This is a genomic window from Cohnella sp. SGD-V74, assembly GCF_003001675.1.
Taxonomy (GTDB): Bacteria; Bacillota; Bacilli; order Paenibacillales; family Paenibacillaceae; genus Cohnella.
In genome coordinates this window covers 32513-58448 of record NZ_PVYW01000026.1, presented here as the reverse complement: position 1 = coordinate 58448, position 25936 = coordinate 32513, and the positions used below count along the sequence as shown (strand labels likewise).

Here is a 25936-nt window from a genome sequence, read left to right as displayed (position 1 = left end):
CGGCCTTCGTCCGCAGCACCGGGGGACCAAATTCAAGGAAAAACAAAAAATTGGGTTATCATGAAAAATATTGAACCTTTTTCCCGGGCATTCCGTTCGCTACAATAAAGTTGTCCTGCAGGAACAAGTATCTGTAAGCGTTTTCTGTCGTCGGTCGGCATTTTAGCGGAATCGCGATTGGAACGAAGAAACTACTTGATTAAAGGAGGGCAATTTATGGAACGGATTTGCCATGCGGAGAAAGGGTGGACGCAAAGGACAACGAGCTTGGTCTTGGCGGCATTGCTGTTGGTTGGCTTGGGCCTATGGCCAACGCCTCGGGTCCAAGCGGCGGGAACCGCGATTACCTCCATGGCTTACTTCTCGGCGGCAGACGGCCCCGTTATCTCGAAATCGGGAGTCGGTCAGGCCAGCTACGGCTTTGTCATGCCGATTTTCAACGGAGGCTCCGCCGGTTGGAACGACGTTTCCGACGATTTGGGCGTCAAGGTAAAGACGGGCGGCAGCTGGGTCGATATCGACAGCGTCGGCGGCTACGTCTACAACCAGAACTGGGGACATTGGAGCGACGGCGGTTTCCACGGCTTCTGGTTCCTCCTCTCCGCCACCACGGAGATCCGGCTTTACTCCAAGGCCAACGGAGTTACGCTGGACTACACCTTGGTGTTTCAGAACATCAACCAAACAACGATAACCTCGATGTCGCCGACCCAAGGACCGCAGATTACGGCGGGTTTTACGGGGGGAGCGGGCTTTACGTATCCGATTTTCAACAACGATTCGTCCATCCCTTACGCGGCCGTAGCCAATGACTTGAAGGTCTACGTCAAACCCGTAAGCAGCAGCACGTGGATCGATATCGACAATAACGCGGCCAGCGGCTGGATTTACGACAGCAACTTCGGTCAATTCACTGAAGGGGGCGGCGGTTACTGGTTCACGGTAACGGAGTCGATCAACGTCAAGCTGGAATCCAAGACATCGGCGAGCAGCTTGGTGTACACGATCGTCTTTAACGAGCCGGTCAGAAATTCGTATACGCTTGCCGCCTATGACGGAACAACCTATACGGCGGACGAGAGCGGCGCCATCGGCATACCGCTGCCCAAGATCGACGGCGGCCCGCCGATCGGCGCGGAGCTGGGCAACTTCGTCTACCAGATCAACGTTGCCGGACAATGGGTAGAGCTGGGCAATTCCGCCCAGAGCGGCTTCCTCTATTCCGGCAACGGCTACAACAACATGTCGGACGCCAATCAGTGGGGCTATTGGGCCGATTATATTTACGGGCTGTGGTTCCAGCCGATTCAGGAGGATATGCAGATCCGGATCGGCTATCCGCTGAACGGACAGTCAGGCGGAAGCATCGGCAGCAACTTCGTCTACTACACGCTGATAGGCAATCCGAACGCTCCCCGCCCGGACGTCTCCGATCACGAGGATGTCGCGATCGGAACGCCGAGCGATCCGGCCATTCCCGGCATGACGCTGATCTGGCAGGACGAGTTCGGCGGCACTCAGCTCGATACGAGCAAGTGGAACTACGAGGAAGGCTATTACATCAGCAACGATCCCAACAGCTGGGGCTGGGGCAACGCGGAGCTGCAGCATTACACGAACAGCGCGCAAAACGTATTCGTCCAGGACGGCAAGCTGAACATTAGAGCCTTGAACGATCCCAAATCGTTCCCGCAGGACCCTAGCCGGTATGCGCAATATTCTTCCGGCAAAGTCAACACGAAGGACCATTTCTCCTTCCAGTACGGCAGAATCGACTTCAGCGCCAAGCTGCCCACGGGCAACGGCATCTGGCCGGCGCTCTGGATGCTGCCGGAAGACGCCGTCTATGGCGCATGGGCGGCATCCGGGGAAATCGACGTCATGGAAGCGAAGGGGCGCTTGCCGGGGACGACGAGCGGCGCAGTGCACTTCGGCGGCCAGTGGCCGGTGAACCGGTACATTGCCGGCGAATACCACTTCCCGCAAGGTCAAACGTTCGCCAACGATTTTCACGTGTACACACTGATCTGGGAAGAGGACGACTTCAAATGGTACGTGGACGGCAAATTTTTCTTCAAAGTCACCCGGGATCAATGGTATTCCGTTGCGGCGCCCAACAATCCGAACGCTCCGTTCGACCAGCCTTTCTACATCATCATGAACCTGGCGGTCGGCGGGCACTTCGACGGCGGGCTGACTCCCGACCCTTCCGACATTCCGGCTACGATGCAAGTCGATTACGTGCGGGTTTATGAGCCTGGAGGGGGAGGGAATCCCGGCAATGTGCCGGTTACCGGAGTCTCATTGGATCAGACGGCCGCCCAGCTTGAAGTCGGCCAGAACGTCCAGCTGAACGCTGTCGTAGCGCCGTCCAACGCGACGAACAAGCAAGTCTCTTGGACATCGTCCAACGCCGCGGTCGCTTCCGTGAACGCCAGCGGCGTCGTGACCGGGCATGCCCCGGGTACGGCCACGATTACCGTGACGACGACCGACGGCAACCAAACGGCCGTCTGCACCGTCACCGTCGTCCCGGCCGCTCCGACTGTCATCGTCATCGGCGACGAGGTGCGCGGCCTCAAGAAGACGGGCGACAACCTGTTATTCTACGTCAACGGCGCCACCTTCGCCGATCTGCACTACAAAGTAAACAACGGCGTGCAGCTTAACGTTGCGATGACCCATACGGGGAACGGCAACTATACGTACCCGGTCAATAACCTGCAATACGGGGACACCGTCGAATACTTCTTTACCTACAACCCGGGGCAGGGTGCTCTGGATACTCCTTGGCAAACGTACGTTCACGGAGTGACCCAGGGGACTCCGGAGTAAGGAGTAAGGAGTAAGGAGTAAGGCGGAAGGGCAAAACGATCGGCTTGCGGCTTCGCGGTAACGCGAAAGGGCAAGCGATCAAATGGCGACTTCGCGTTTCTTCTCAGAGCGAGCGCAGCTTAAGACAAGAGGGCAGAGGGATGGGCCATATGGCTTGTCCCTTTGTTTTGTACGGGCGCTCCTTCGGCCTCAGCGGCAACTCGAACCTGTACGGCAGCCCTGACTGCAAGCCGTATGAACCGGATTCGACTGCAACTTAGTGTAAATTACTGAACCCGGAACCCGTGAAAATCCGTGAAGACGACTTGATAGCGGACGGTTCGGACGACCTTGTCTTTGGGCTTGGCGATGAGCGGGATCAGCATTCCTTTGTCTTTGAGCTTGCGTAAATGCTTGGCGGCCGTTTTGCGGTGGATGCCTAGACGCGCTGCTGCCTGCAAAGGAGCAATCGGGTCGTTGCCGGCGCAGGCCAAATCGTAAAGAGCTTTTTCAATAGGTGCGAGCTGAACCGAATTAAGACCGCTTAGTTTGCCGAGCAGTTGCTGAATGATTTGTTGGCAACGTCTAGGTTTCTCCTTAACGTCGTCATAGGAAAACCGTAACACGATCCAACCGTCCACCACCAAATGGTTCTGGCGAATCAGATGATCGGCAAATTTCTGTTGGTCGATGTCTTTCCAATGCGGTCCATAGCCGTCGATCTCTATGCAAATTTTGTAGCCTGCCGTATGGAAAGCAAAATCCAGATAACGTCGACCGTCTTTGAAATCCTTCACCTCGTACTCCGCGCTCAAACCGGCAAAGTTCCTGAACGAGGGCCACCATACTTTTTCGAGAAACATTTTCTCCGCGTGATGATCAATATTGGCAAGTCTTTTCTTTCGCTCGTGTGTGCCGCTTGTTTGTTGATCGACCATCCACTTTTCATAAGCCGCCTCAAACTTCTCATCAACTACAACATTTTCTTTTTTCTCCATCTGAACCAACATCCTTTCTAAATGAAAATAAAAAGCCGCCCAAACCGGCGATTGACCGGTAAGAGCGGCGTGTGCTTCACGACCGAATGTTATGGATATATCTGTAAAGTAACATTTATTTGCTCGGTGTGCAACAGTTTTTTTTGGACGAGAGAAAAATGGAACAGGAACGGGACCCAGGTTCTGTAATGTACTGGGGGGACGGGAGCGGCGGGAGAAGCTGAAGGCCAAGAAAGTGCCTCGGAGTTGCGGGGGTCGGAGCGGCGGGAGAAGTTGAAGGCCAAGAAAGTGCCTCGGTGGTTCGGGGACCGGAGTGGCGGGAGCGGCTGAAGGCCAAGAAAGTGCCTCGGCGGTTCGAAGGTGGGAGCGGCGGGAGAAGCTGAAGGCCAAGAAAGTGCCTCGGAGTGGCGGAGGTCGGAGTGGCGGGAGAAGCTGAAGGCCAAGAAAGTGCCTCGGAGTTGCGGAGGTGGGAGCGGCGGGAGAGGCTGAAGGCCAAGAAAGTGCCTCGGAGTTGCGGAGGTCGGAGTGGCCCAATCCAAAGGGTTCAAAACAGTTCACAAAAGTTCGAAAATGTGTGTTATACTGATTTCGAACGAAAACGAACCTATTCGGAGGGGACCCTCATGGAAATCAGACATTCGACGAATCCGGCCGACGCCAAGCATTACGACACGGCGAGGCTGCGCCAGCAATACTTGATCGAGAGCCTGTTTCAGGCGGATGAAATCAAAATGGTGTACGCGCACGACGACCGCTTGATTATCGGCGGAGCGCATCCGGTTAACGCCGCATTGACGGTCGAAGCGGCCGATGTGCTGAAGACGGACTATTTTCTGGAGCGCAGGGAAGTTGGCTTTATCCATATCGGCGGAGGGGAAGCGGTCATCGAGGCGGACGGCGAGCGCTACACGCTCGGCAAGCTGGATACGCTGTATGTCGGCAAAGGCACTCGTAATCTGACCCTGTCCAGCGCGAACCCGTCCGATCCTGCGAAAATTTACTTCACTTCGGCGCTCGCTCACGCGACGTACCCGACGCGCAAAGTATCGGTGCAGGAAGCGAACACGCTGAACCTCGGCGCGCTCGAATCGTCCAACGAACGGACGATCCATCAGATCATTCACGAGAACGGCGTGCAAAGCTGCCAGCTCATGCTGGGCGTCACGCTGTTCAAGCCGGGCAGCGTCTGGAATACGATGCCTGCGCATCTTCACGATCGCCGCATGGAAGCGTACCTCTACTTCGACATGAACGCCGACGCGAGAGTGTTCCACTTTATGGGCGAGCCGAATGAAACCCGTCACATCGTTATCGCCAACGAGCAGGCGGTCATTTCTCCGAGCTGGTCCATTCACTCCGGAGCCGGCACGAGCAGCTATGCGTTCGTATGGGCGATGGCCGGGGAAAATTATACGTTCAAGGATATGGATGTCGTCCCTATGGATGCGTTAAAATAGCAGCAACTGCCAAGTCGGGAGGAACGACCGCTACATGCTTGCGATAACGCGCCATCAACTGATTTTGGAATTGCTGCAGGAGAACGGAGCCGTGCAGGTGTCCGAGCTGAGCGACAGGTTCGAGGTGACTCCGAAGACGATTCGCGAGGATCTGGAGAAGCTGGAGGAGAAAGGGCTGCTCACACGCATTCACGGCGGAGCGGTCAGCCGCTCGGACGCGTCCGAACCGATGCTGCCGCTGCAAATTCCGAATACGAAGCACTCCGGTGAAAAGGAAGCGATCGCCGCGCACGCGCTGCGCTACATTCGCCAGGACGACGTGATCGCATTGGATGCGGGCAGCACGACGCTGGAGATCGCGAGGAAGCTGCCGGATATGCCGCTCACCGTGCTAACCAACGATTTGCTGATCATGCGCGAGCTGATGGGGAAAGAGCAAATCCGGCTGGTCGTCCCCGGAGGCTACCGCCACCGCAACGTGCTCGTCGGCAACGACGCGCTGGAATGGCTCGCGCGCCTGAACGTGCAGAAGCTGTTCCTGTCCGCGACGGGCGTACACGACAAGTTCGGTCTGTCGGTGTTTACAGGAGAGCTGCTGGATCTGAAGCGGGCGTATTTGTCCGGAGCGAAGGAAGTTTACGGCGTGGCCGATCACAGCAAGTTCGACCGGGCCGCGCTGCAGACGTTCGCCGCGCTGGAAGATTTGGACCTGCTCATTACGGACGACGGACTTCCCGAAGAGGTCCGCCGCCGTTACGAAGAAGGAGGCAGAGTGAACATTGAACTCGCAACTACGAAACCGATTTGATCTGGCCGGCAAGACGGCCATCGTCACCGGAGCAGGCAGAGGATTGGGACAAGCGATCGCCGTCGGTCTGGCTGAAGCCGGCGCCAACCTCGTACTTGTCACGAACCGCACGCCTGCAGAAGAGACGAAAGCGAAGGCGGAGGCGTACGGCCGCAAAGCGATCATCGTGCAGGCGGACGTGGCCGACCGCAGCAAGCTCCCGAGCATTCTTGACGCCGCGGTGGAGACGTTCGGCGGAGTCGACATTCTCGTGAACAACGCGGGCATCATCCGCCGTGCGCCGGCGGTCGAGCACGCTTATTCCGACTGGCAAGAAGTGCTCGACGTCAACCTGAACTCCGTGTTCGTCCTGTGCCAGCTCGCCGGAGAGCTGATGATCGAACAGGGATACGGCAAAATCATCAACATCGCGTCGATGCTCAGCTTCCAAGGCGGCATCAACGTTCCGGGCTACACGGCCAGCAAACACGCGGTTGCCGGGCTGACCAAGGCGCTCGCCAACGAATGGGCGTCCAAGGGCGTGCAGGTGAACGCGATTGCTCCGGGCTATATGGCGACGGACAATACGGAGGCGCTCCGCAACGATCCGGTCCGCAGCCGCCAAATTCTCGAACGCATCCCGGCGGGACGCTGGGGCGGGGACGAGGACCTCGTCGGTCCGGCGATTTTCCTCGCTTCGTCGGCTTCCGATTACATGAACGGACACGTGCTTTGCGTCGACGGCGGCTGGATGAACCGATAAAAGCGGCGCCTGAGCGAACGGGATACCGACAAATGTTCGCCGAGCCGTATTGTGCCTGAGCGCTCGGGATACCGGCAAATGCAGTCGGCGGCGTATTGTTCCTGATCCAGCGGGATACCGGCAAATGCAGCCGGTCCCGTAACGCTCCTGACCCAACGGGATACCGGCAAATGCCCATATGACGAGAGAAGCGAAGGGGAGATGGTTGAGCCGCAGCGGAAGCTCGGTCTACCGTTTCCTCTTCAATGCTTTGTACTCCTCGCTCTCCCAGCGGCGAAGCAGCGGATAAGGGTCGAACGCCCATTCCACGAGCCCTCTGTCCCTGTAGATGCCGTAGTGCAGGTGCGGAGGAAACTTTCCTTGCGTGCCGGGGCGTCCGTAGCCGGAGCTGCCCACCCAACCGATGACCTGACCGGGACTGACGATGTCTCCGGTCTTTATATTTTTGTCGAAGCCGGACAAGTGCGCGTAATAATGGTACAGATTGTTCAGGTCGCGAATGCCGATTCTCCATCCTCCGTAAGCGTTCCAGCCCTTGATCTCGATGACCCCGTAGCAGGTGCTTCTGACCGGAACGCCATATCCGGCGAAAATGTCGGTGCCTTCGTGAATCCGCCTGCCGCCCCACCCGCGTTTGTTGCCCCAAGTGCTGCGGTACGAGTAGGTGCTTTTCAGAGGAAGAGGGAAGGCGTGGCCGGACAAGTCCAGGCGGTCGAACCGCCTATACAGCTTGGCAAACTGCATAATGCGCTGGACGGCGCGCGTGTTATGGTAATATTCCCACAGGCCGATGCTGAAGTCGTCCTCGGCGCTGCCGTACTGCAGCGCTTGAACCGTTACGGAATAGAGCAGGTCTTCGTCCTTGCCGCGGTCCGCGATTTTGTCTCCCGAGCCATCCCGGCCGATTCCGCGAAAAAAACGGATGGACACCGGGTTCGTGTCTTCCTCCGTCGGATTCAGATCGCCGCTCCAGCGCTCTTCGGGAACGTATACGCCGGTAACCGCGTTCTCGCGAATCGGTCTCGTCTTCGGGTGGGCCCGGGACATCGTCCTTTCGTACTGATCGATCGCCGCGATGAAGGGCCATTCCAAGCCGGTGCGCAAGCTGATCGCCTCGTACAGCTTCCGCCGCTTCGCGTATTCGTCGGCCATCGACGGCTTATCCTTGCCCGCGCCGTGAGCGGCTGGCGCGCATTCGCCCGCCCCCAGCGACATGAGACCAACGAGAGCCGCAATAACCGCGAATCGGAAGCTGCGGCCCAATCTCCGCCAATCGTGTAGCAACGTGACTCCTCCTCAAGCTCGACTTCTACGAAGTAGGGTTTTACAGATCATTGGTTTTTATCCGAATCGTGTTATAATAAGGAGGACAGAAAGAGGGGAATTCCTATGACGACAGGCGCAAAACCGCGCAAACCCGAATGGCTGAAAATCAAGCTGACGACCGGGGAGCCATACCAGGAACTGAAGCAAGTAATGAGGAGCAAGACGCTGCATACGGTTTGCGAAGAGGCGCGTTGTCCGAATATATATGAATGCTGGGCGAACCGCACGGCGACTTTTATGATTCTCGGGGATATTTGCACGAGGGCGTGCCGTTTCTGCGCGGTGAAAACCGGACTGCCGACCGAGCTCGACTTGCAGGAGCCGGAGCGCGTGGCGGAAGCCGCCGAGCAGATGGGCCTTAAACACTGCGTCGTCACTTCGGTGGCGCGGGACGATCTGAAGGACGGCGGAGCTTCCATCTTCGCGGCGACGATCAAAGCGATCCGCAAGAGAATGCCGTTCTGCAGCGTCGAAGTGCTCATTCCGGATTTTCTGGGCAACCGCGATTCGCTTCAGATCGTAATGGACGCGAAGCCGGACATTCTGAATCACAACATCGAGACCGTCGCTCGGCTTTCGAACCGCGTGCGGGCGAAGGCGAAATATCCGCGTTCCTTGGAGCTCATTCAGAGAGCGAAGGAAATGCAGCCGAACATCCCGACGAAATCGAGCATTATGCTCGGCTTGGGGGAGACCTTCGAGGAAGTGCTGCAGGCAATGGACGACTTGCGCGCGGTGGACTGCAACATTTTGACGCTCGGACAGTATTTGCAGCCGTCCTCGTCCCATCTGGACGTCGTCAGATACGTTCATCCGGACGAATTCGCGGCGCTGAAGGAGGAAGGATTGAAGCGGGGATTCTCCCACGTGGAGTCCGCTCCGTTCGTCCGCAGCTCCTACCATGCGCATGAGCAGGTCAAATCTGCGGAGGCGAGAACGAGCGGTCTCCGGAAGGAGAGCGTAACATGATTTTCATGGCGGGAGGCAACGCTTACTCGCTGGTCCATGAATACAAGAACGGGTGGAATCCCGAAGCATTTCGCGAGAGATACAGCGAAGTGCTCGAACGCTTCGATTACGTCGTCGGAGATTGGGGCTATAATCAGCTCCGTCTCCGGGGTTTCTACAGGGACGGGCATCCGCGGGCGGGCAAGGAGTTCGCGATCTCCAACTTCATTGATTACATCAACGAATATTGCAATTTCGGCTGCGCCCATTTCGTGCTGGCCAAGCTGGATGTCAACGCTCTTCCGCCGGACGCGGTCATCGTCAAGGAGGAAGCGCCGGAAGCCGCCGTCGCGCTCAACGAGACGGGCGGCCAGGCGGCGGAGACGGCTGCGGCCTTGAGCAGCGCCGGCGGACCGATTATGCGATGGCCGCTCAAGGAGCGCGCGGGCGGTCCCGTACGCGTTCCGAATGTAACCGTATCCGCGGTGGCTCGCGCCGCGGCCGATGCGGAACGCCGCGAAGCGGAGCGGCGCAACGCCGGGCAGGATAGGGACCAGAGATTCGGCGGCTCGTCCTTCTCCGGTCGGGGAAGTCATGCGAGGAACGGCCAGGAATCCGGCGGCCAGCGGCAAGGACGCTCCCACGGATCTTCCGGAAGCGAGCGCAGAGGGCAGGGGCAAGGCGGCGGACAAGCGCCGAACAAGCCTCATTATCGAGGCGGCCATAAGAACCACCAGGATGCGCAAGCTCCGCGGGAAGGTTCTCGCAACGATGGGGCGCCGCGTAAGGACGGTCAGCGTCATGACGGCTCCCGCGGTGACGGTCCTCGTGGGGACGGCCCACGCAAGGAAGGCCAACGGAACGAAGGCTTTCGACATGAGGGAGGCCGCAATGAAGGCTCCCGCAATGAGAATTCCCGCGGCGAGGGCGCGCGCAACGACGCCGGACGCAGCGACGGTTCCCGCAGCGAGGGAGCTCGCAACGAAGGCGGACGCGACGGCCGTTGGCAGAGCCGGAATCGCCGCCGCAAAAGCTTCGGAGGCAAGCCGGGCAATCGGCCCGAAGGCAGTCCCCGCCCGGAATCGGGCGCTTCCAAGTCCAGCGAATAGCCAACATAAGCATGTTATACAGAAAAGGTGCATGTCTCTCCCTGACGCCAGGGAAGAGGCATGCACCTTTTATTTACAACATTATACCGAACCGATGAACGCCTCGCGAACGCGATTCCAGAACGTGAACGGGCGGTACCGGGCGAACGTGACTTTCTTTTCCGCGACTCTGCACGTGATCGAACGGACCCCGGTCAGCGCCATAAGCATATGGTCGACGCCGATGATCAGCTCTTCCCCCAGATCCGGAGGCACGATGTCGCAGTGGTGATGCTTCGGCAGGATGACGGACGAGCCGAGCGTCCTGTACACGCGGTTGTTGATCGAAGCGATCTCCGCAATCTGCAGCGCCTCCAGCGACGGGTGGATGACGGCTCCGCCAAGACTTTTGTTATAGCCGGTGCTGCCCGTCGGAGTCGAGATGACGATGCCGTCGCCGCGGAACATCTCGAACGGCTCGTCGTTGATATGAATCGCCGACACGAGCGTACCGTCGCCGCTCTTCAGCGTGAACTCGTTCAGCACGAGGTGCGTTTCCTTGCCTTCGGTCGTATCGATTTCCACGTGCAGCAGAGGGTAGTGGATGTTGCGCGGCTCGGAGGACGCCATCAGGTCGAGCAGCTCGACAAGCTCGTTCTTCTGCCAATCGGCGTAAAAGCCCAAATGACCGGTATGAATCCCGATGAAGGCGACGCGATCCAACAGCTCCTTGTAACGATGGAACGCCTGCAGCATCGTGCCGTCGCCGCCGATCGAGACGACGGTGTCCGGCGCTTCTTCGTCGTAGATCAATCCTCTTGCCTTCGCTTGGGTCTGAAATTGTTCCGATAATTCCCGGGATAACCGATCTCCCCGGTCCAGCAATGCGTATTTCAAAACGTCGGCCGCTCCTTCCGAATGGAACCCTGTTACTCGATGCCGATTCGATGCTCGAAAGGGATCGTTGTCTTGATCATACCCAATAAGCCGGCCGAATTCAATCTCTGGCGCGCGGAGAAGCGAGTCGTGCCCGGAGGCGGCGAACGCCGATCGCTATCGTTCCCGAGACGACGATCAAGCCGATGGCGCAGGCAAAAAGCAGAGGGAGCCAGACGAACGCGGCTTCCCATCCGAAGCGAAGACCGACGGTGTCCGGCGCGGCATTCGTCCAAGCGGAGACGATCGATGGCCAGCCCGCGGCCCCCGCGGTTTCGTCCCGGTACAGCAAGGGCCAGAACGCATAGACGAGAAGCATCGCGAGCAGGCCGTGAATGAACCGTGTCCGAGCGAACGGTAAATATCTCCATCCGGAGTTGCTCATCAAACCGGCCACCTGCGCGTGAACGGACAAGCCGGCCCATGAGAGTACGAAAGCGGCGACGGCGACCCGGTCGACCAGAGGGATCGCCGCATCCGCCGCGGAAGCCTTGGCTCCCAGCGTCACCTCGAAAGCCCCGTGCATATACGCCTCCGACAGCTGCGGAGACAGTCCGAACCATGGCAGCAGCTGCGCCGTCAACTGCCGAAGAGGCGTCAGCAAGCCTCCGTTCACGAGCAAGTCGAGAGCCGCGGAGAAGAAGACGACCAATCCCCCGACGATCATCATGAGGGCCAGGGACGACTGCAGCGATTGTTGAAGCAGAATGCCGAAAGGCCTTCCGTCCTCCAACCTCGCGCGGTGCATGGCCGCAAGCGCGGCGCGCCAGCGGCTTCGCTTCGGTCCGCCCTTGTCCGCCGCCGCGATCTCCGCCGTTTCGCCGCCCCGTCTCCCGAAGCGCGAAGCGATGCCGATCAGCAGGGCGCCGCTGTAGTGGGCGGCCGCAAGCACGGGAGCGGCAAGCGGATTGCCGAAGAAGCCGATGCATACGGCGCCGATCAGGAAGATGGGATCGGACGTCGTCGTCATCGCGACGAGCCGTTCCCCTTCGTCTCTCGTTACCAGCTTCTGATCCATCAAGCGCGAAGTCAGCCGCGCGCCTACCGGATAGCCGGACACGAAGCCCATCGAGACGATAAAGCCGCCGACGCCGGGAAGACGGAACAGCGGGCGCATGAACGGGTCCAGCAGCGTACCCATAAAATGAACGATTCCGAAGCCGAGCAGCAGCTCGGACAGAACGAAAAAAGGAAACAGGGCGGGAAACAGCACTTCCCACCATACGGCCACTCCCCTAAGCGATGCGTTCAGCGCTCCGGAGCCGTCTCCGAGAGCGAGACAGCCGATGAGCAGGGCCGCTCCGCCGATGGCCAGCGCGCTCGCCAGCGCGAAGCGGCGGCTCGTATTTTCCGGATTCGCGCCCGATGGAACCACAGTCATTCCTCCATTCGTTGACGTGCCTTGTCCCAATATATGTTCGATTCCGGACAATCTTGCCGATCGCCGAACAAGCCCGCCATTTTTGCTGTAACCGTTTGCAAAAAACGGTGCAAAAATTGACGCAGATATGCTACAATAGAACTAGATCATTCGGATCTAACCCGCGCACCACAAATTCATCGAGCTGGAGTGATGAGTATGGCGGCAATCGTTGCAGGTTTGATTGTATGCGCTTTCGTCTATGTCATTCGGGAATCGCTGGCCCCGGCGGAAGAGGAATTATAAAATTTCATGGACCGATCGGCGAACAGCCGGTTTTAATCGCCCTTGCGGGCGATTTTATTTTTGCCGCGAGGAGTAACGGAGCGTTATGGTATAATGGTTGGGAATGAAGGACTTTCAACCCATTCCATTTCATCGCCGGCGCCCGGCGCCGCGATGCCATCCAGGAGGCGCAACTTGTCCAACTACGCGACGATTTACGAAGCGATAGGGGGAGCCGATACGATCCGCGAAATCGTGACCCGGTTTTATCCGAAGGTTCAGGCGCACCCGCTGCTCGCTCCTTTGTTTCCCGAAGACATTCATCCCGTCATGGAGAAGCAGTACCTGTTCCTGACGCAATTTTTGGGCGGTCCGCCGCTCTATTCCGACGAATACGGGCATCCGATGATGAGGGCGCGCCATTTGCCGTTCCCGATCACGCCCGAGCGCGCCGAAGCTTGGCTGGCGTGCATGGCCGAGGCGTTGTCCGAAACTTCGATTACCGAACCGCTGCAGAAGCTGACAATCGAGCGATTGTCCGGTCCCGCGCACCATTTTATCAACACGGATTCCGATTCACCACATCAATAAGGGGGCCCATTATGGAACCGCTCTTCCAGATTAAAGTGACATGCATCTGTTGCGAACAAAGCTTTCAGACATCGAGAGTCCGGCCCAGCTTGAAGAAGGCGGTGAAGACGGATACCGATTTCTGCTCCTATTTCAAAACGGTGAACCCGGATTTCTACGTCGTGAGGGTCTGTCCTTATTGCGGCTTCGCGTCGACGGAAAATTTCTCGGAGAGGATCAACGAGAAGCAGAAGGCGATTTATTACGATAAAATGGGCAGCCATTGGAAGAACCGGGACTACGGCGGGGAGCGCGACGCGCAGGACGCGATGGAGTGCTATAAGCTCAGCCTGCTGACAGCACAGGCGATCGGGGAGAAAGACCGCGTAGTCGCCGCTCTGCTGCACCATATCGCTTGGCTGTATCGCTACGAAGGGAAGAAGGAGCAGGAGAACCGGTTCCTTCAATTCGCGCTGGACGCTTACGTCCGGGTATACGAAACGGAGAGCGGTTCGATCAGCAGCGCCCGGTTGATGTTCCTGATCGGGGAGCTGAACAAGCGGCTCGGCAACTATCACGAAGCCGTCCGATGGTTCGGAAGGGTCATTCACGACAAGAAGATCGTCGATGCCGCGATGATCCGCGCATCCCGCGAGCAGTGGCAGGGCATACGCGAAGAGATGACCGGACAAGGGCTGGAGCTTCCGGAGGAAATGATCGAGAGCGGGGCGTAAAGCTTGTCCTAACGAATCGCCCGGTTGGCCAGCAGGTAATCCCGGTCCGCGTCGATGATGCGCAGAGTGCTTCGGCAGCAAGGGAACACGATCGTTCTTTTGCGGGAGCCGCCGTACATATCCAGCACTTCTTCGGGCGTAAGCGGCAGACGAACGTTGGAGCTTCGGCAGAACGGGCATTCCTGGGCGACGACGTCGCTCATCTGCACGTCGTAGGGCAGACTGTTGCTGAGTGGGATCAAGAGGCATTCCTCTCCTTGCACGTAGATTGACTTAAAGATAACGCACGACAGTGTCCGAACGCAATAAGATTGGAGAAGTGATCAGTATGACAAAACCGATATGGAACCTGGAGTCGCTCTTCGCGGGCGGCTCCTCTTCGCTTGATTTCGCGGCTTTCGTGGAGGAAGCCGAAGCCGGCTGCGCCGCCTTGCTCAAGGAGCTTCAGGACGGCGGAGACGCGGCGCCGGATGCGGAGCGGCTTGCGCAATGGACGGGCAAGCTGCAGGAGACGCTCGCCCGTCTGCGGGAAGCCGACTCCTTCGTCGGTTGCTTGACGGCGCAGAACATGAACGACAGGCGCGCCGTCGGCTGGACGGAGCGGATTCAGACGCTGAGCGCGCGTTACAAGCAAGCTTCCGATTTGTTCGACGCGAAGCTGGCGCGTGTGCCCGACGCCGACTGGCAGGCGTGGACGGCGCGGCCCGAGCTCGCCGCGGTGCTGTTCCCGCTTAACGAGAAGCGCGGCTTCGCGAAGGAGAAGCTTCCGCCGGCGTTGGAGGCAGTCGCCAGCGAGCTGGCCGTGGACGGCTATCACGGCTGGGGAGAGCATTACAATACGGTCGTCGGAAGAATCGCGATTCCTTGGGAGGAGGACGGCAAGACCGTTCACCTCTCCGCGGGTCAAGCGGCCAACAAGCTGGACGATTCGTCGCAAGCGGTGCGCGACGAGATGGCGGCCAAATGGGAGAAGGCTTGGGGCGAGCAGGCGGACTTGGGCGCGGACGCGCTGAACCGGATCGCCGGTTTCCGGCTGAAGCTGTACGGGCTTCGCGGCTGGAGCGACCCGCTTAAGGAGCCGCTGGCGATCAACCGGATGAGCCGGCAGACGCTGGAGGCGATGTGGGCCGCGGTCGAGACGAGCGTAGAGCCGCTTAAGCGGTATTTGGCGCTGAAGGCCCAACTGCTGGGCAAGGAGAAGCCGAGCTGGCACGATGTCGACGCGCCGGTCGCTTCCACCCAATCCAAGATCCCGTACGAAGAAGCGGCTTCGCTCATCACGGACGCTTTCTCGCAGTTCTCGCCGCAGCTGACGGAACTGGCCAAGACCGCGTTCGCCGACCGCTGGATCGAAGCGGAAGACAGGCCGGGCAAGAGACCGGGAGGGTTCTGCACAAGCTTCCCGATCGGCCGCCAGAGCCGGATCTTCATGACGTATTCCGGAACTCCGGGCAACGTATCGACGTTGGCGCACGAGCTCGGTCACGCCTACCACGCGCGGCTCGTTCAGGAGCTGCCGCCGCTGGCGCAGGAATACGCGATGAACGTGGCCGAGACGGCCTCCACGTTCGCGGAGGCGATTGTCAGCGACGCGCTGCTGCGCAGAGCCGGGAGCGACGAGGAGAAGCTGGCTTTGCTGGACGAACGGCTGACGCGGGCGGTCGCCTTCTGCATGAACATCCGGGCGCGCTTCCTGTTCGAGACCAGCTTCTATGCAAGGCGCGCTTCGGGCATGCTCGAGGCGGCGGAGCTGAGCGAGCTGATGACGGAAGCCCAGAAGGAAGCGTTCGGCGATGCGCTCGGAAGCTGGCATCCTCATTTCTGGGCGTCCAAGCTGCACTTCTACTTGACCGACGTGCCGTTCTACAACTTCCCTTACACGTTCGGGTATTTGTTCAGCACGGGACTCGCGGCCGTGGCGGAGAGGGAAGGCGCCTCGTTCGCCGGCCGTTACGACGCCTTGCTGCGGGACACCGCCGTCATGACCGTCGAGGAGCTGGCCTCCCGCCATCTTGGCGTCCGCCTGGACGAACCGGGCTTCTGGAACGACGCGGTCGCCAGGGCGGTGTCCGACGTCGACGCTTTCGCCGCTCTGTGCAAGGCGTAGCTAATCGAAGAAAAAGCATGAAATCCCGCGTTCCCGGGAGTTCATGCTTTTTCTTGTACAAATTCCCCTATATTTTGACAAAATCATTGAAATATTCAAAAAATTCAATTATACTGAGTCCGAAGTCGCAAATGGAATACTTTGGGTTTGTGGGAAGTATTAGAGAAACTGAGTCCAAAGGAGGAGAATAATGACGTTTAATCAAATTTCTTTAGCCCGTCAGATCGACATGGCTTTGGAGAAACTGGGGGGAGAGCTTAAGGGAATGGTCGCCGGAACGATCGTGCTGCAGATTCGGGAGGATTCGGTCGGCCGGTTCGGCATCCGCCATCTTCCCGTCGACTGCAGCGATCGCGCCCCCATCGCCGCGGGAATGACAGCGGAGCAGGTAGTCGAATTGCGGCAGCTGGCGCTCGAAGCGCTAAGGCACAAGAGCGGCTGGACGCACGGAGAAATTTCGTACGATTTCGTGTTGAAGCAGGGGCGGGTATTCGTCAGCGTGCAGTTCGAATCCAATTACAATATGGCGAACCTGATGTTCCGTTATTCTCCGAAAAACCGGGACCGCAGGGAAGCTTCCAACGGGTAACGGGGGCATTACATACGTAAAAATCGAGGGGCTATCCTACCGCGAGTTGAATGTTCGACTTGACGGGATAGCCCCTTCGCTGTGTTTTTAACGTCCGGCGCGTCCGGCGAGCTGCTGCTCGGCCATTTGAACAAGGCGGCGGGTAATTTGACCTCCGATGGAGCCGGCTTCGCGGGTCAACAAGTTGCCGTAATAGCCGTCCTGCGGAAGCTGAATTCCGAGCTCCTGCGCGATTTCGAATTTCATTCTTTCCAACGCGTGCGCGCATTGAGGAACGACGAGGGAATTGCTGCGTGCCATGGTCGCTCACCTCCTTTGAACGTAGTATGGACGTTATTGGGAGGGCTATTCATTTTTCGACAGATTTCCCATTCGTTCACTCCAACTGTTCCAGTCCGAAGTCGAAATCCGGGGAGACGTACGGATCTCCGGGAGCGGGAATTCGGACGAAGTCGGCGATGTCGATCTGGATGATCTCAATGTCGTTGTACATCGTCGTTCCGAGCGTCCCGGTCACGGATACCCATTCGTCCGTCTCAAGCTCGTCCGCACCCGCGAACGTCGCCATGACGCCGTAGGGCGAAGCGTCCGCCGAGCAGCAGGCGACGGCGAAGCGGCTGATTCCGAACTGTTGCGGGCCCATGCCGGATTCGCGGTAGACAAAGCCGCTGATTTCGATCGTTTTGCCGAGAAACGCGTCGCGGTACAGATCGACCGTCGTCAGCGTTTCGATGAACCTTTTCGGCGTGACCTGCACGACATCCCTTAGGAAAAGCTTTTTGCCGTAAGCGGCGTAGGCTTCGGTAAAATTGTCGGAAGGGAACAGCAGGTCGAGCTCCTCCGGAGACAGCTCGCGATCCAGTGCGACGGGCGCATCGGGCTTTCTGTTTTCCTGCTCGGTCGCTTCCTGCTCTGTGGCATCCGTTCCGGCGCTTCCCTGTTCTGCAGGGTCCGGCTCAGCCGCCGGCGCGCTCGCGCTTGGAGAGGGCAGCTCGACCGACGGCGGCGTCGGAACGGTCTCGGACCGTGCGGTCCGAGGTTCGCTCACGACCGTAGTTTGAGGAGCGAACTGCACGCCTTTGGCCGAAGCCATGCTGCTGCCGAGCAGCCCGTCGGGCACGACGTAGCCGATGATCAGCGGCAGCGCGAACCAGCCGTAGAAGAGCAGGCTCTTGCCCCACGTCACGGGCATTTCATGCATGCAGTCGCAATCCGGACCGCCGTGCTTGTCTTTGTCGAAGAAGGCGCGAATGGCCGAATAGAGCTGATGAGCCGCGACCGCGTAAAGCCCCAGCGCCGACAGCTTGACGATCAGCTGCATCCGGGGGGCGATGTACAGGTTCAGGTTGCCGGAACGGACAAGATGGACGATCAGCAGCGCGAAGCCGGAGAGCAAGATCGCTCTCGCCAAATAGTGGAAAGCCAGAGCGGCGGATGATTTAGGCAAAGGGAAAACCTCCTTAGACGATTCCCAGCCGATCGAACGCAATCGAACCGATCAGGACGAGTACGGCGATCAGCAGGCTGAATTTCAGAACGAATTTTTTGCGGAATACGGCCAGCATCATCAGCGTGTTTTTCAAGTCGAGCATCGGCCCGAGCACGAGGAAGGACAGAAGCGCCGCGGGAGGAAACAGATTGCCGAACGAAGCCGCCACGAACGCGTCCGAAGTCGAGCAGAGCGACAGCACGTAGGCGAATGCCATCATGAACAGATGAGACAGCAGCTCGTGGTCGGCGACGGCCGCGAACGACGAGCGCGTGATGAACGTCTGCATCAACCCGGTAATCAGCGAGCCGAGAATCAGATATTTGCCCATCTCGAAAAATTCGTCGGCGATGTGGGACGGAGTCGCGGACAGTTTCTTGAGAAACGGCGCATTGCTGTCGACGTGGTGGTGCTCGTGATGGTGACTGTGCTGATGCTCGTGCTGATGACCATGATGGTGATTGTGTCCATGGTCGTCATGACGATGGTCTTGTCCATGTCCGTGACTGTGTCCGGAAGCGGTCCCCGATTGCGCGGAGGCGGAGATCGCGGCGGGGCGATCGGGCTTCAAAGGGCTTTGCTTCAGACGGTCGTACAAAATGAACCCAAGCGCGACGGAGACGAAGAACGCCAGATAGAAGCGCGAGTATGCCAGACTTTCGTTCGCGCGGAACGCCTGGAACGTGGCGCCGAACACGACCGGGTTGATGATCGGGCCGGCGACGATATAGATAAGGCCTATGTATGCGGGCAGCCCTTTGCGCATGAGCCTGCGCACAATCGGGATCATCCCGCACTCGCAGAGCGGCAGAATAATGCCGAGCAAGGCGCCGAACAGCACGCCCGCCACCGGATTGCGGGGAGTGAGCTTGCGCACGAGCTCGTCCGACACGAACGCCTGCAGAAGCGCCGATACGATGACGCCGATCAGCAGAAACGGCAGCGCTTCGAGAATGATGCTGATGAAAATGATTTTGAAATTTTGCAGCTTCGTATTGTCCAAGGTCCAGGTCCACTCGGACAAATCCCGGCCGAAAAAAATCAACGCCAGCAGCGCGGCGCATACGACCGAAGCCGCTGCGGTAGTCCATCTCATCCAACCGTTAGGCACGACTTCACACCCTATCCCTAATAGTAAGCATTACGATTATTATACCTTATGCTTGTACATCCGTCATTCATGACTTGCAATCGCCCGAACCGCCCGATGACGGTTGACAAAGCGGCTTGGCGGGGTATAATGGGTAACAACTAAAGTATATTCGGCGATGAAGAGAACAAGTACGCCTGGATGGAGCGCTCACAGAGAGCCGGCGATTGGCTGAAAGCCGGCACGCACGCCTTGCGGAATGGATCTTGGAGCCGGAAGCGAAACGATGGAAGACGACCGCGCGAACGCTCATGCGACGCGGCGGCAGCTTTCCGTCCCATGCTTTCCCGACTGTTCCCCGTTACAGGAACGATAAGGTATCGCGTCAAAGCTTTGGCGTCGCGATACGAATTAGGGTGGTACCACGGCTTTCCTCGTCCCTAACGGAGGAAGGCTTTTTTTGTTTTTCCCGAGATGAGAAAAAGGAGCGATTTGACGATGTCCAAGCAGCAACGCGTATTATCCGGCATTCAATCCAGCGGCAAGCTGACGATCGGCAACTACATCGGCGCGATGAAAAATTTCGTCGCCCTGCAGCATGAGCACGACTGTTACTTTATGATCGCGGATCTCCATGCCATTACGGTTCCGCAGGAGCCGGCGGCGCTGCGGGAGCAGACCGAGTCCGTGGCGGCGCTGTACGTGGCGGCGGGGCTCGACCCGTCGCAGGCGGCGATTTTCATCCAATCGCACGTACCGGCGCACGCCGAGCTCGGCTGGTTGTTAACGACGATGTCCTACATGGGCGAGCTGGAGCGGATGACGCAATTCAAGGACAAATCCGAGGGTAAAGAGGCAGTGGGAGCGGGGCTGTTCGTCTATCCGGCTCTGATGGCGGCCGATATTCTGCTCTACAATCCGACGCTTGTTCCCGTAGGCGACGATCAGAAGCAGCATTTGGAGCTGACGCGCGACTTGGCAGGAAGGTTTAATCACCGTTACGGCGACACGTTCGTCATCCCGGAGCCGTTCATTCCGAAGCAGGGAGCGCGCATCATGTCGCTGGAGGAAGGCACGAAGAAAATGAGCAAGAGCAGCCCGAGCGCGGGAAGCTACATCTCCATGCTCGACACGCCGGAAGATATCCGCAAAAAAATATCCCGAGCCAAGACGGACATGGGCCGGGAAGTGGTGTACGACGTGCAGAACAAGCCTGAGGTCAGCAATCTGATGACGATCTACGCGCAATGCTCGGGCAAAACGGTCGAGGAAGTTCAGGCTGCGTACGACGGTCAGGGCTACGGCGCATTCAAAAAAGATTTGGCCGAAGTCGTCGTCGCGGCGCTCGAGCCGATGCAGCGCATTTACGCGGACGTGCGTTCCTCCGGGGAAATTCACCGCATTTTGCGGGACGGCGCCGAGCGCGCCAACGCGTTGGCCGAGCAGACGCTGACCAAGGCGAAGGAAGCGATGGGCTTCCTGCCGCTCGTTCGCTAAGCGGATTTTTTTCTCAGCTTCGCCTTAAGGACGAACCCGAACCCCGTAACGGCCAGGGTGACGACGCCGAAAAGCAGCGCCAGCCATACGTTGTAGCCGATCGAGAAACCCGTTGCGAGCATGCCGATCACGGACAAAACGGCGAACAGAAGTGACAAAGTTTTACTCACGATTTCACCTCGCATATTTTTCTTCGTATCTAGCATACTAAGTTGGCAAGCTTGCAAACCAATCATTAAGGCGAAGGGAGATTTCAATCATGGCATCAAGCAACCAACTCGTTGTACCGCAAGCAAAAGCGGCACTGCAAAGCATGAAAGTGGAAGCAGCCCAATCCCTGGGCGTCCAAATTCCGGCTGACGGATACTACGGCAACGTAACGTCCCGCGATGCAGGTTCCCTTGGCGGCTATATCACCAAGAAGCTTGTCCAAATTGCCGAGCAACAACTTTCCGGTCGCTAAGAACTATCGGTTCGGACCGAAAGCCCGAGGAAACCCCTCGGGCTTTTCATATTGTGCGCCTTGAGCAAGCAAACGTCAAGAGGAGCTGTCCGATGAGACAGCTCCTCCTTATGCCGATAAGATCCAGCTTTAATAAGTGTTCATGCGCAGCCGCTTCTCCAGCCTCTCGTCGCTCAGCCAGCCGACGTACGATTGCAGCGGATGGAGGTTCAAATCCATCAGAACGACGGCCACGAACGGATACTGCTTCCGGTAGCGGTAGCGCACGTCGACCCAGCGGACTTCGTATCCCCACGTGCGCGGCTTTACATGCCCGCAAGGGAAGGGCGTGACGCTGAGGAAGGCTTGGACGTCCACATGCTGCTTGGAGGCGTCGATCGCCGGATGCTCGTCGCATTTCAGCACGTCGTGCCACTTGATTTTCCCATGATTCCATTCCCCGATGCCGTACGTGCAATCCGTGGAGATGCGGACGAGATTCCAGCGGTACAGCGAGACGGTCGGCAGCAGCGTATAGCGGTCGCCGGGCTGGCCCTCGGGGTCTTGCCGGGCGATCTTCTTGGACAGGCTTCGGTGCACGAGCGTTCGCCAGCCGTAGTAAATGCCGAGCAGCGCGTACAGAACGGGAAAAATGACTTGCGGAACGGCGATGCCGGATATCCAGAGCAGGATCGCAAACAGATGGGCGGAGAAAATAAACGGATCGAAAATGTGGATGATGTTCCAGGCCACCCATTGTTTGCTCACGGGCCGGTAAGCTTGCGTGCCGTAGGAGTTGAACAGATCGGTCAGCACATGGACGACGACGGCCACCAGCACCCAGAAGGCGATATGCCACCAGGGGATGCTGCGGAACGCAAGCGAGACCGCGGCGGTGATCAGCGCGGTCCAGCCGGCGATCGCCGGAAAAGAATGGGACAGGCCGCGGTGGTTTTTGATATAATCGGCATTGCTTTTGAATCTCAGCAGCCCGTCCAGGTCGGGCGCGTTCGAGCCCGCGACGGTGCCGATCAGAATGGCGATCGGGCCGTAGGCGTGCGAAGCGATGACGGGATCGGTCATGGCCAGCCCGCCCAGGCCCAGACCAAACACGAAATGCGTACCGGTATCCATAACGTAAGCCCCCCTTAAGGTTGTTCCATAACACGCACTTTATGAGGTTAAGTATGGACGTAACGGCTATAAAATATGAAGGGAGACGAAGGTCATGATCTTGTTTTGCGAGTATGTCGTTCCGGAGGAGCATCGCGAACGTTTCCTCCAATGGGCCGAAGCCCGTCCGGAATTATGGAGGAACGTCGAGTTCGCCGAGAATACGGCGCAGCCGGGCGTCTTCGTCGAAATCCGCAGAACGGCGACGGAAGCCGAAGCGGCGGAAATCGAAAAGGAACGCCGCGAAGGGCGTTCCTGGCAAGAGATGGCGCAATGGGTAAAGGGCGGCCGCGACGGGCTGAGAATATGGACTTTCCGTCAGCGGGCGGTGCCGAAAGGCAATGTGTAATTCAGCGGCTCGTCGAACGTGATGTAGTCCAGGTTCAGCATGAGCAGCAAGTAGCGCTTGCCCGTCACCGGGTCGCTGATGATGATGTGGTCGCGTCCCGCGGCTTCCAGGATGCCTTTGAAAATTTTCGCGTTCCATTCCGAGTTGTTCTCGTAGGTCATGTACAGCGTGGCGACCTTGCCCAGGTTCATGCGAAGAATGTTCTCGACATAGGATTCTTCCGGCTGACCCGGCAATCCGGGCATCCCGACTCCGACCGGGGTTACCGGCACGCCGGACGGCACGGACTGAGGCGTCATCGCTCCTTGCACCATCGTGTTCGCCGGCATCATGCTCGGCATGCCTGCCGCCTGGGCATTCATGGGCATCAGGTTTGTTTGGGGCTGGGCATAACCGCCCCAGGGCATTTTGTTATTCAACATCTGTTTACGTCCTCCTTGAGATGTTAATACATGTTCGGACAATCCGCGCCATGCAATCGCCCCGGACTCTGTGCGCGTCCACGCACCCTCCCTTAGTCAAGTCGCCCGCTTCAGTCGCGAAGGTGCTGGGCGATTGTCGCAATACAGTGTATTGAGGCGGCCCGGATTGTGTGACTGGGCGAATCGATTTTTCCCGCAGGGTTCCTCCGCCCGTTTCCATGTAGTGGCGATTTGATGAACTCGGATAGGCGAACATTGTCAATGCTTGAAGATTTGCGGTATCATTGAACAGACATCAGGTATGAGGAGGAGCTCCGTGCTTAAAGATCTAGTGGCTCTAACCAAGCCGCGAATTATCCGCTTGAACTTGATTGCCGCCTTCGGCGGTTATTGGGTCGCTTCCAAGTGGGACCCGGATATATGGATTCTGGTCTGGATGCTGATCGGGTCGACCTTGACGATGGCTTCGTCCTGCGTCGTCAACAATTACTGGGACCGGGATCTCGACCTTAAGATGGAACGAACGCGCGACCGGGCGCTTCCGCAGAAGAGACTGTCTCCCGGGTTCGTGCTCGGCTACGGCATCGCGCTTGGAATCGCGGGCCTCGCCGTTCTGTTTCTGCTCGTCAATCCGCTTACCGGCTGGCTGGGACTGCTCGGCATGTTCGTCTACATCGTCGTCTATACGATGTGGCTGAAGCGCAGCTCGACCTGGAGCACGTCGGTGGGGGGAGTTTCCGGAGCGATGCCGCCGGTTATCGGCTACTGTGCGGTGACGAACGAAGTCGATGCCGGAGCCTGGATTTTGTTCGCGCTGCTGTTCCTGTGGCAGCCCGCCCACTTCTGGTCGCTGGCGATCCGCCGCAAGGAAGAGTACAAAGCCGCCGGATTTCCGCTGCTGCCGGTCGTCAAAGGCGTGACGAGAACGAAATGGCAAATGCTGCCCTACATTTTGCTGCTCATTCCCGCATCGATATTGATGTACTACTACGATTACGTAGGCATTTATTTCCTTGTTTTATCCGTCGGAATCGCCGCGGTCTGGTTCGTGCACGCGGTTGGGGGACTTCGCGCCAAGGACGACGAGAAATGGGCGAAAACCGATTTTATGATTTCGATCAATTATTTGATGATCATGTTTTTGACGATGGTGTTGAATACGACGGGGGTGTAAGGAAATGGATTTATCGAAGGAAGAGAAGGCTCAGGCCGAGCAGCCGGCAGGCGCCGGAGCGGACGTTGTCGTGGAGCCGGTCAAGCAGGACGGGCCGCAGAGATCGTGGCTGGGGCGTTACGGCTTCTCGCTGGTCGTGCTTCTCTTGTGCCTCGTGATGGGGTACTTTATTTTGCAGCAGCAGAACAAGAAGGACGAGCTTCCCGTACAGGGGCAGGGAACCGAGTTTTCCTACACCGATATGAACGGCGAGACCGTGTCGCTGAGCGGTACGAACGGCAAAGCAAGACTGCTCTATTTCTTCTTCGCGAATTGTCCGGACGTCTGCCCGCCGACGACGTTCGTCATGTCCCAAGTGCAGGACGAGCTTAAAGAACAAGGGCTGTTCGGCAAAGACGTGCAGTTCCTATCCGTAACGATCGATCCGGAGCGCGATACGCCGGAGCTGCTCCAGGACTACGCGAAGCGGTTCGAAGCCGATCCGGAAGGCTGGAAGTTCCTGCGGGGCGACGAGCAGGAGACGGCGGACCTGGCTCGTAAGTACCAGATTCTCGTTCAGAAAGACAACGAAGGCAATTTCGGCCATATGAACCTGATCGTGCTGCTCGACAAGAAAGGGCAGATCCGCGACTGGATATCGGCCAACGATTATATCGATTTGGAAGCTACGGGGGAAGAGAAGCTGAGCCCGAGCGATATGGTGAAGAAAATCAAAAGCGTTCTGTAATCGAGAAAACGCCTAAGGGCCGTTCCGTAGTCGTGTGGACTGCGGAACGGCCCTTGTCTGTGTGCGCCTGCAGTTCAGGTCAGCCGAAAATGCCCGTCCGGTTCGGGGTAAACGATGTACTCCTCGAGTCCGGCCTTCTCCAGCTGTTGGATCAAGTATTCCTCCGGAGTTCCTTCGACGCCCATGTATCCTCGTCGCGTGTAAATATGATCGGCGTCCGGGAACACGTCGCGCAGAATGCCCCGAATGCGCCGTCCGGAAGCGTCGTGGTCGGTGAACAAATATACGTGCCGGTCTCCGACCGCCCGGCGCAGCGTCTCGATGCGATCCGTATTCAAGGTGCCGAACGTGCAGTGAATCGGCACTTCCGGGGCGAGAACGCGGGAGAGGCGGCTTTTGTCATTTTTTCCTTCGACGATGATGGCGATATCCAAGGCGGTTCCTCCGGACGTTAAGGGATATGCTCTTTATTGTACCATTTTTTCGGGAATTGTTGCGTCGGCCCGGCTGCTTGTCCCGTTCCCGACCGCGGTCGGCCGCCGCGGCAGGCGTCGGCCGAGGCGGCGGCGATCGGCTCGCGTCCTAGTGGGCGCGAAGCACGAGAACGAGAAGGATGAACAGCACGAGCACGATTGTCGTTGTCGCGCCGCTTCCCGCTGTGAATTGGGACATAGGGGTCACCCCGTTCCTTCAGCTTCCGATTCGGCCCGACTTCGGCTCTGGGAGGGCCGGGCGGGCATGGGCTGTCATACACCATATGCGAATGCCCCGGGCGCGAAGTGTGCGGATACCCAGATCCGGGCAATCTCTT

At 58.4% G+C, this 25936-nt stretch carries 27 protein-coding genes, 1 pseudogene and 1 other annotated feature; of the genes and pseudogenes, 15 read left to right on the top strand and 13 right to left on the bottom strand.

Annotated features, from left to right (window positions below):
- Nucleotides 1–216: 216 nt before the first annotated feature.
- Nucleotides 217–2835, top strand: a complete 2619-nt coding sequence (locus tag B0G52_RS30290; protein WP_094050164.1) for a family 16 glycosylhydrolase — start codon at nt 217–219, stop codon at nt 2833–2835.
- Between the two features lie 266 nt (nt 2836–3101).
- Here the strand turns inward: B0G52_RS30290 and B0G52_RS30285 are convergent, their stop codons facing one another.
- Complete coding sequence (locus B0G52_RS30285) at nt 3102–3812, bottom strand: DUF559 domain-containing protein (protein ID WP_094050163.1); 711 nt, start codon at nt 3810–3812, stop codon at nt 3102–3104.
- 623 nt (nt 3813–4435) lie between these two features.
- Between B0G52_RS30285 and kduI the strand changes: the two genes are divergently transcribed.
- The 3 genes from kduI to kduD are packed head-to-tail and all read left to right on the top strand — an operon-like array spanning nt 4436 to nt 6819.
- Entirely contained in the window at nt 4436–5269 is an 834-nt protein-coding gene (gene kduI / locus B0G52_RS30280) for a 5-dehydro-4-deoxy-D-glucuronate isomerase (protein WP_094050162.1), read from the top strand.
- Nucleotides 5270–5303: 34 nt separating this feature from the next.
- A complete protein-coding gene (locus tag B0G52_RS30275; RefSeq protein WP_094050161.1) occupies nt 5304–6077 on the top strand; it encodes a DeoR/GlpR family DNA-binding transcription regulator in 774 nt (257 codons plus the stop codon).
- Nucleotides 6049–6819, top strand: coding sequence for a 2-dehydro-3-deoxy-D-gluconate 5-dehydrogenase KduD (gene kduD, locus B0G52_RS30270; protein ID WP_094050160.1), 771 nt, complete (start codon nt 6049–6051; stop codon nt 6817–6819). The genes B0G52_RS30275 and kduD overlap by 29 nt, the downstream gene beginning before the upstream one ends.
- 228 nt (nt 6820–7047) lie before the next feature.
- Here kduD and B0G52_RS30265 read toward each other — a convergent pair whose 3' ends face one another.
- A complete protein-coding gene (locus B0G52_RS30265) occupies nt 7048–8034 on the bottom strand; it encodes a M23 family metallopeptidase (protein ID WP_094050219.1) in 987 nt (328 codons plus the stop codon).
- Nucleotides 8035–8193: 159 nt separating this feature from the next.
- Here B0G52_RS30265 and lipA point away from each other — a divergent pair.
- Nucleotides 8194–9114: pseudogene (gene lipA, locus B0G52_RS30260) on the top strand (lipoyl synthase); the annotation flags it as partial.
- Nucleotides 9111–10202, top strand: a complete 1092-nt coding sequence (locus tag B0G52_RS30255; protein ID WP_094050158.1) for a YutD-like domain-containing protein — start codon at nt 9111–9113, stop codon at nt 10200–10202. The pseudogene lipA and the gene B0G52_RS30255, both read left to right, overlap by 4 nt.
- Nucleotides 10203–10283: 81 nt before the next feature.
- On the opposite strand, the gene B0G52_RS30250 is transcribed toward B0G52_RS30255, so the two are convergent.
- Together B0G52_RS30250 and B0G52_RS30245 are read right to left on the bottom strand one after the other, a co-directional pair.
- Nucleotides 10284–11078, bottom strand: a complete 795-nt coding sequence (locus tag B0G52_RS30250; protein WP_094050157.1) for an NAD kinase — start codon at nt 11076–11078, stop codon at nt 10284–10286.
- Nucleotides 11079–11178: 100 nt separating this feature from the next.
- The gene (locus tag B0G52_RS30245; RefSeq protein WP_198960761.1) at nt 11179–12492 is read right to left on the bottom strand and encodes a nucleoside recognition domain-containing protein; all 1314 of its coding nucleotides are present in this window, start codon (nt 12490–12492) and stop codon (nt 11179–11181) included.
- Nucleotides 12493–12957: 465 nt separating this feature from the next.
- On the opposite strand from B0G52_RS30245, the gene B0G52_RS30240 reads away from it, so the two are divergent.
- Complete coding sequence (locus B0G52_RS30240; protein ID WP_233163209.1) at nt 12958–13353, top strand: globin domain-containing protein; 396 nt, start codon at nt 12958–12960, stop codon at nt 13351–13353.
- 11 nt (nt 13354–13364) lie between these two features.
- Nucleotides 13365–14066, top strand: coding sequence for a DUF2225 domain-containing protein (locus B0G52_RS30235; protein WP_094050156.1), 702 nt, complete (start codon nt 13365–13367; stop codon nt 14064–14066).
- 8 nt (nt 14067–14074) lie between these two features.
- Here B0G52_RS30235 and B0G52_RS30230 read toward each other — a convergent pair whose 3' ends face one another.
- Nucleotides 14075–14308: a hypothetical protein gene (locus B0G52_RS30230; RefSeq protein WP_094050155.1), complete on the bottom strand. Its 234-nt coding sequence runs from the start codon at nt 14306–14308 to the stop codon at nt 14075–14077.
- A gap of 86 nt (nt 14309–14394) precedes the next feature.
- Here B0G52_RS30230 and B0G52_RS30225 point away from each other — a divergent pair, with 86 nt between their 5' ends.
- Both B0G52_RS30225 and B0G52_RS30220 read left to right on the top strand, forming a co-directional pair.
- A complete protein-coding gene (locus B0G52_RS30225) occupies nt 14395–16173 on the top strand; it encodes a M3 family oligoendopeptidase (RefSeq protein ID WP_094050154.1) in 1779 nt (592 codons plus the stop codon).
- A gap of 190 nt (nt 16174–16363) precedes the next feature.
- Nucleotides 16364–16762: an O-methyltransferase gene (locus B0G52_RS30220; protein WP_198960760.1), complete on the top strand. Its 399-nt coding sequence runs from the start codon at nt 16364–16366 to the stop codon at nt 16760–16762.
- A gap of 87 nt (nt 16763–16849) precedes the next feature.
- On the opposite strand, the gene B0G52_RS30215 is transcribed toward B0G52_RS30220, so the two are convergent.
- The 3 genes from B0G52_RS30215 to B0G52_RS30205 form a co-directional block, all read right to left on the bottom strand.
- Nucleotides 16850–17062, bottom strand: coding sequence for an alpha/beta-type small acid-soluble spore protein (locus tag B0G52_RS30215; protein WP_094050152.1), 213 nt, complete (start codon nt 17060–17062; stop codon nt 16850–16852).
- 76 nt (nt 17063–17138) lie between these two features.
- Nucleotides 17139–18209, bottom strand: a complete 1071-nt coding sequence (locus tag B0G52_RS30210) for a TIGR03943 family putative permease subunit (RefSeq protein WP_158223951.1) — start codon at nt 18207–18209, stop codon at nt 17139–17141.
- Nucleotides 18210–18222: 13 nt separating this feature from the next.
- Nucleotides 18223–19362, bottom strand: coding sequence for a permease (locus B0G52_RS30205; RefSeq protein ID WP_233163208.1), 1140 nt, complete (start codon nt 19360–19362; stop codon nt 18223–18225).
- A 148-nt stretch (nt 19363–19510) separates the two neighbouring features.
- Nucleotides 19511–19786, top strand: a binding site (T-box leader).
- Between the two features lie 53 nt (nt 19787–19839).
- On the opposite strand from B0G52_RS30205, the gene trpS reads away from it, so the two are divergent.
- Entirely contained in the window at nt 19840–20838 is a 999-nt protein-coding gene (trpS, locus tag B0G52_RS30200; protein ID WP_094050149.1) for a tryptophan--tRNA ligase, read from the top strand.
- Here the strand turns inward: trpS and B0G52_RS35765 are convergent.
- Nucleotides 20835–21008: a DUF5325 family protein gene (locus B0G52_RS35765; protein WP_158223950.1), complete on the bottom strand. Its 174-nt coding sequence runs from the start codon at nt 21006–21008 to the stop codon at nt 20835–20837. The two genes, trpS and B0G52_RS35765, sit on opposite strands and share 4 nt — an antisense overlap.
- Before the next feature lie 89 nt (nt 21009–21097).
- On the opposite strand from B0G52_RS35765, the gene B0G52_RS30195 reads away from it, so the two are divergent.
- Complete coding sequence (locus B0G52_RS30195) at nt 21098–21301, top strand: alpha/beta-type small acid-soluble spore protein (protein ID WP_094050148.1); 204 nt, start codon at nt 21098–21100, stop codon at nt 21299–21301.
- Nucleotides 21302–21430: 129 nt separating this feature from the next.
- Here B0G52_RS30195 and B0G52_RS30190 read toward each other — a convergent pair whose 3' ends face one another.
- Nucleotides 21431–22414 (bottom strand): metal-dependent hydrolase, encoded by a 984-nt coding sequence (locus tag B0G52_RS30190; protein ID WP_094050147.1) that lies wholly within the window; start codon nt 22412–22414, stop codon nt 21431–21433.
- A gap of 94 nt (nt 22415–22508) precedes the next feature.
- On the opposite strand from B0G52_RS30190, the gene B0G52_RS30185 reads away from it, so the two are divergent.
- Nucleotides 22509–22802 carry a hypothetical protein gene (locus tag B0G52_RS30185; protein ID WP_094050146.1) on the top strand — a complete coding sequence of 98 codons (294 nt, stop codon included), beginning with the start codon at nt 22509–22511 and terminating at the stop codon, nt 22800–22802.
- Here B0G52_RS30185 and gerQ read toward each other — a convergent pair.
- Nucleotides 22772–23221, bottom strand: a complete 450-nt coding sequence (gene gerQ, locus B0G52_RS30180; RefSeq protein ID WP_233163215.1) for a spore coat protein GerQ — start codon at nt 23219–23221, stop codon at nt 22772–22774. The two genes, B0G52_RS30185 and gerQ, sit on opposite strands and share 31 nt — an antisense overlap.
- Nucleotides 23222–23540: 319 nt before the next feature.
- On the opposite strand from gerQ, the gene cyoE reads away from it, so the two are divergent.
- Both cyoE and B0G52_RS30170 read left to right on the top strand, forming a co-directional pair.
- The gene (cyoE, locus tag B0G52_RS30175) at nt 23541–24398 is read left to right on the top strand and encodes a heme o synthase (protein WP_233163206.1); all 858 of its coding nucleotides are present in this window, start codon (nt 23541–23543) and stop codon (nt 24396–24398) included.
- Nucleotides 24399–24402: 4 nt separating this feature from the next.
- Nucleotides 24403–25125: an SCO family protein gene (locus B0G52_RS30170; RefSeq protein ID WP_094050144.1), complete on the top strand. Its 723-nt coding sequence runs from the start codon at nt 24403–24405 to the stop codon at nt 25123–25125.
- A 74-nt stretch (nt 25126–25199) separates the two neighbouring features.
- Here the strand turns inward: B0G52_RS30170 and B0G52_RS30165 are convergent, their stop codons facing one another.
- Nucleotides 25200–25559, bottom strand: a complete 360-nt coding sequence (locus B0G52_RS30165; RefSeq protein ID WP_094050143.1) for a DNA primase — start codon at nt 25557–25559, stop codon at nt 25200–25202.
- 148 nt (nt 25560–25707) lie between these two features.
- On the bottom strand, nt 25708–25797 hold the full coding sequence (locus B0G52_RS36785; RefSeq protein ID WP_369827166.1) for a sporulation protein YjcZ: 90 nt from the start codon (nt 25795–25797) through the stop codon (nt 25708–25710).
- Between the last annotated feature and the right edge of the window lie 139 nt (nt 25798–25936).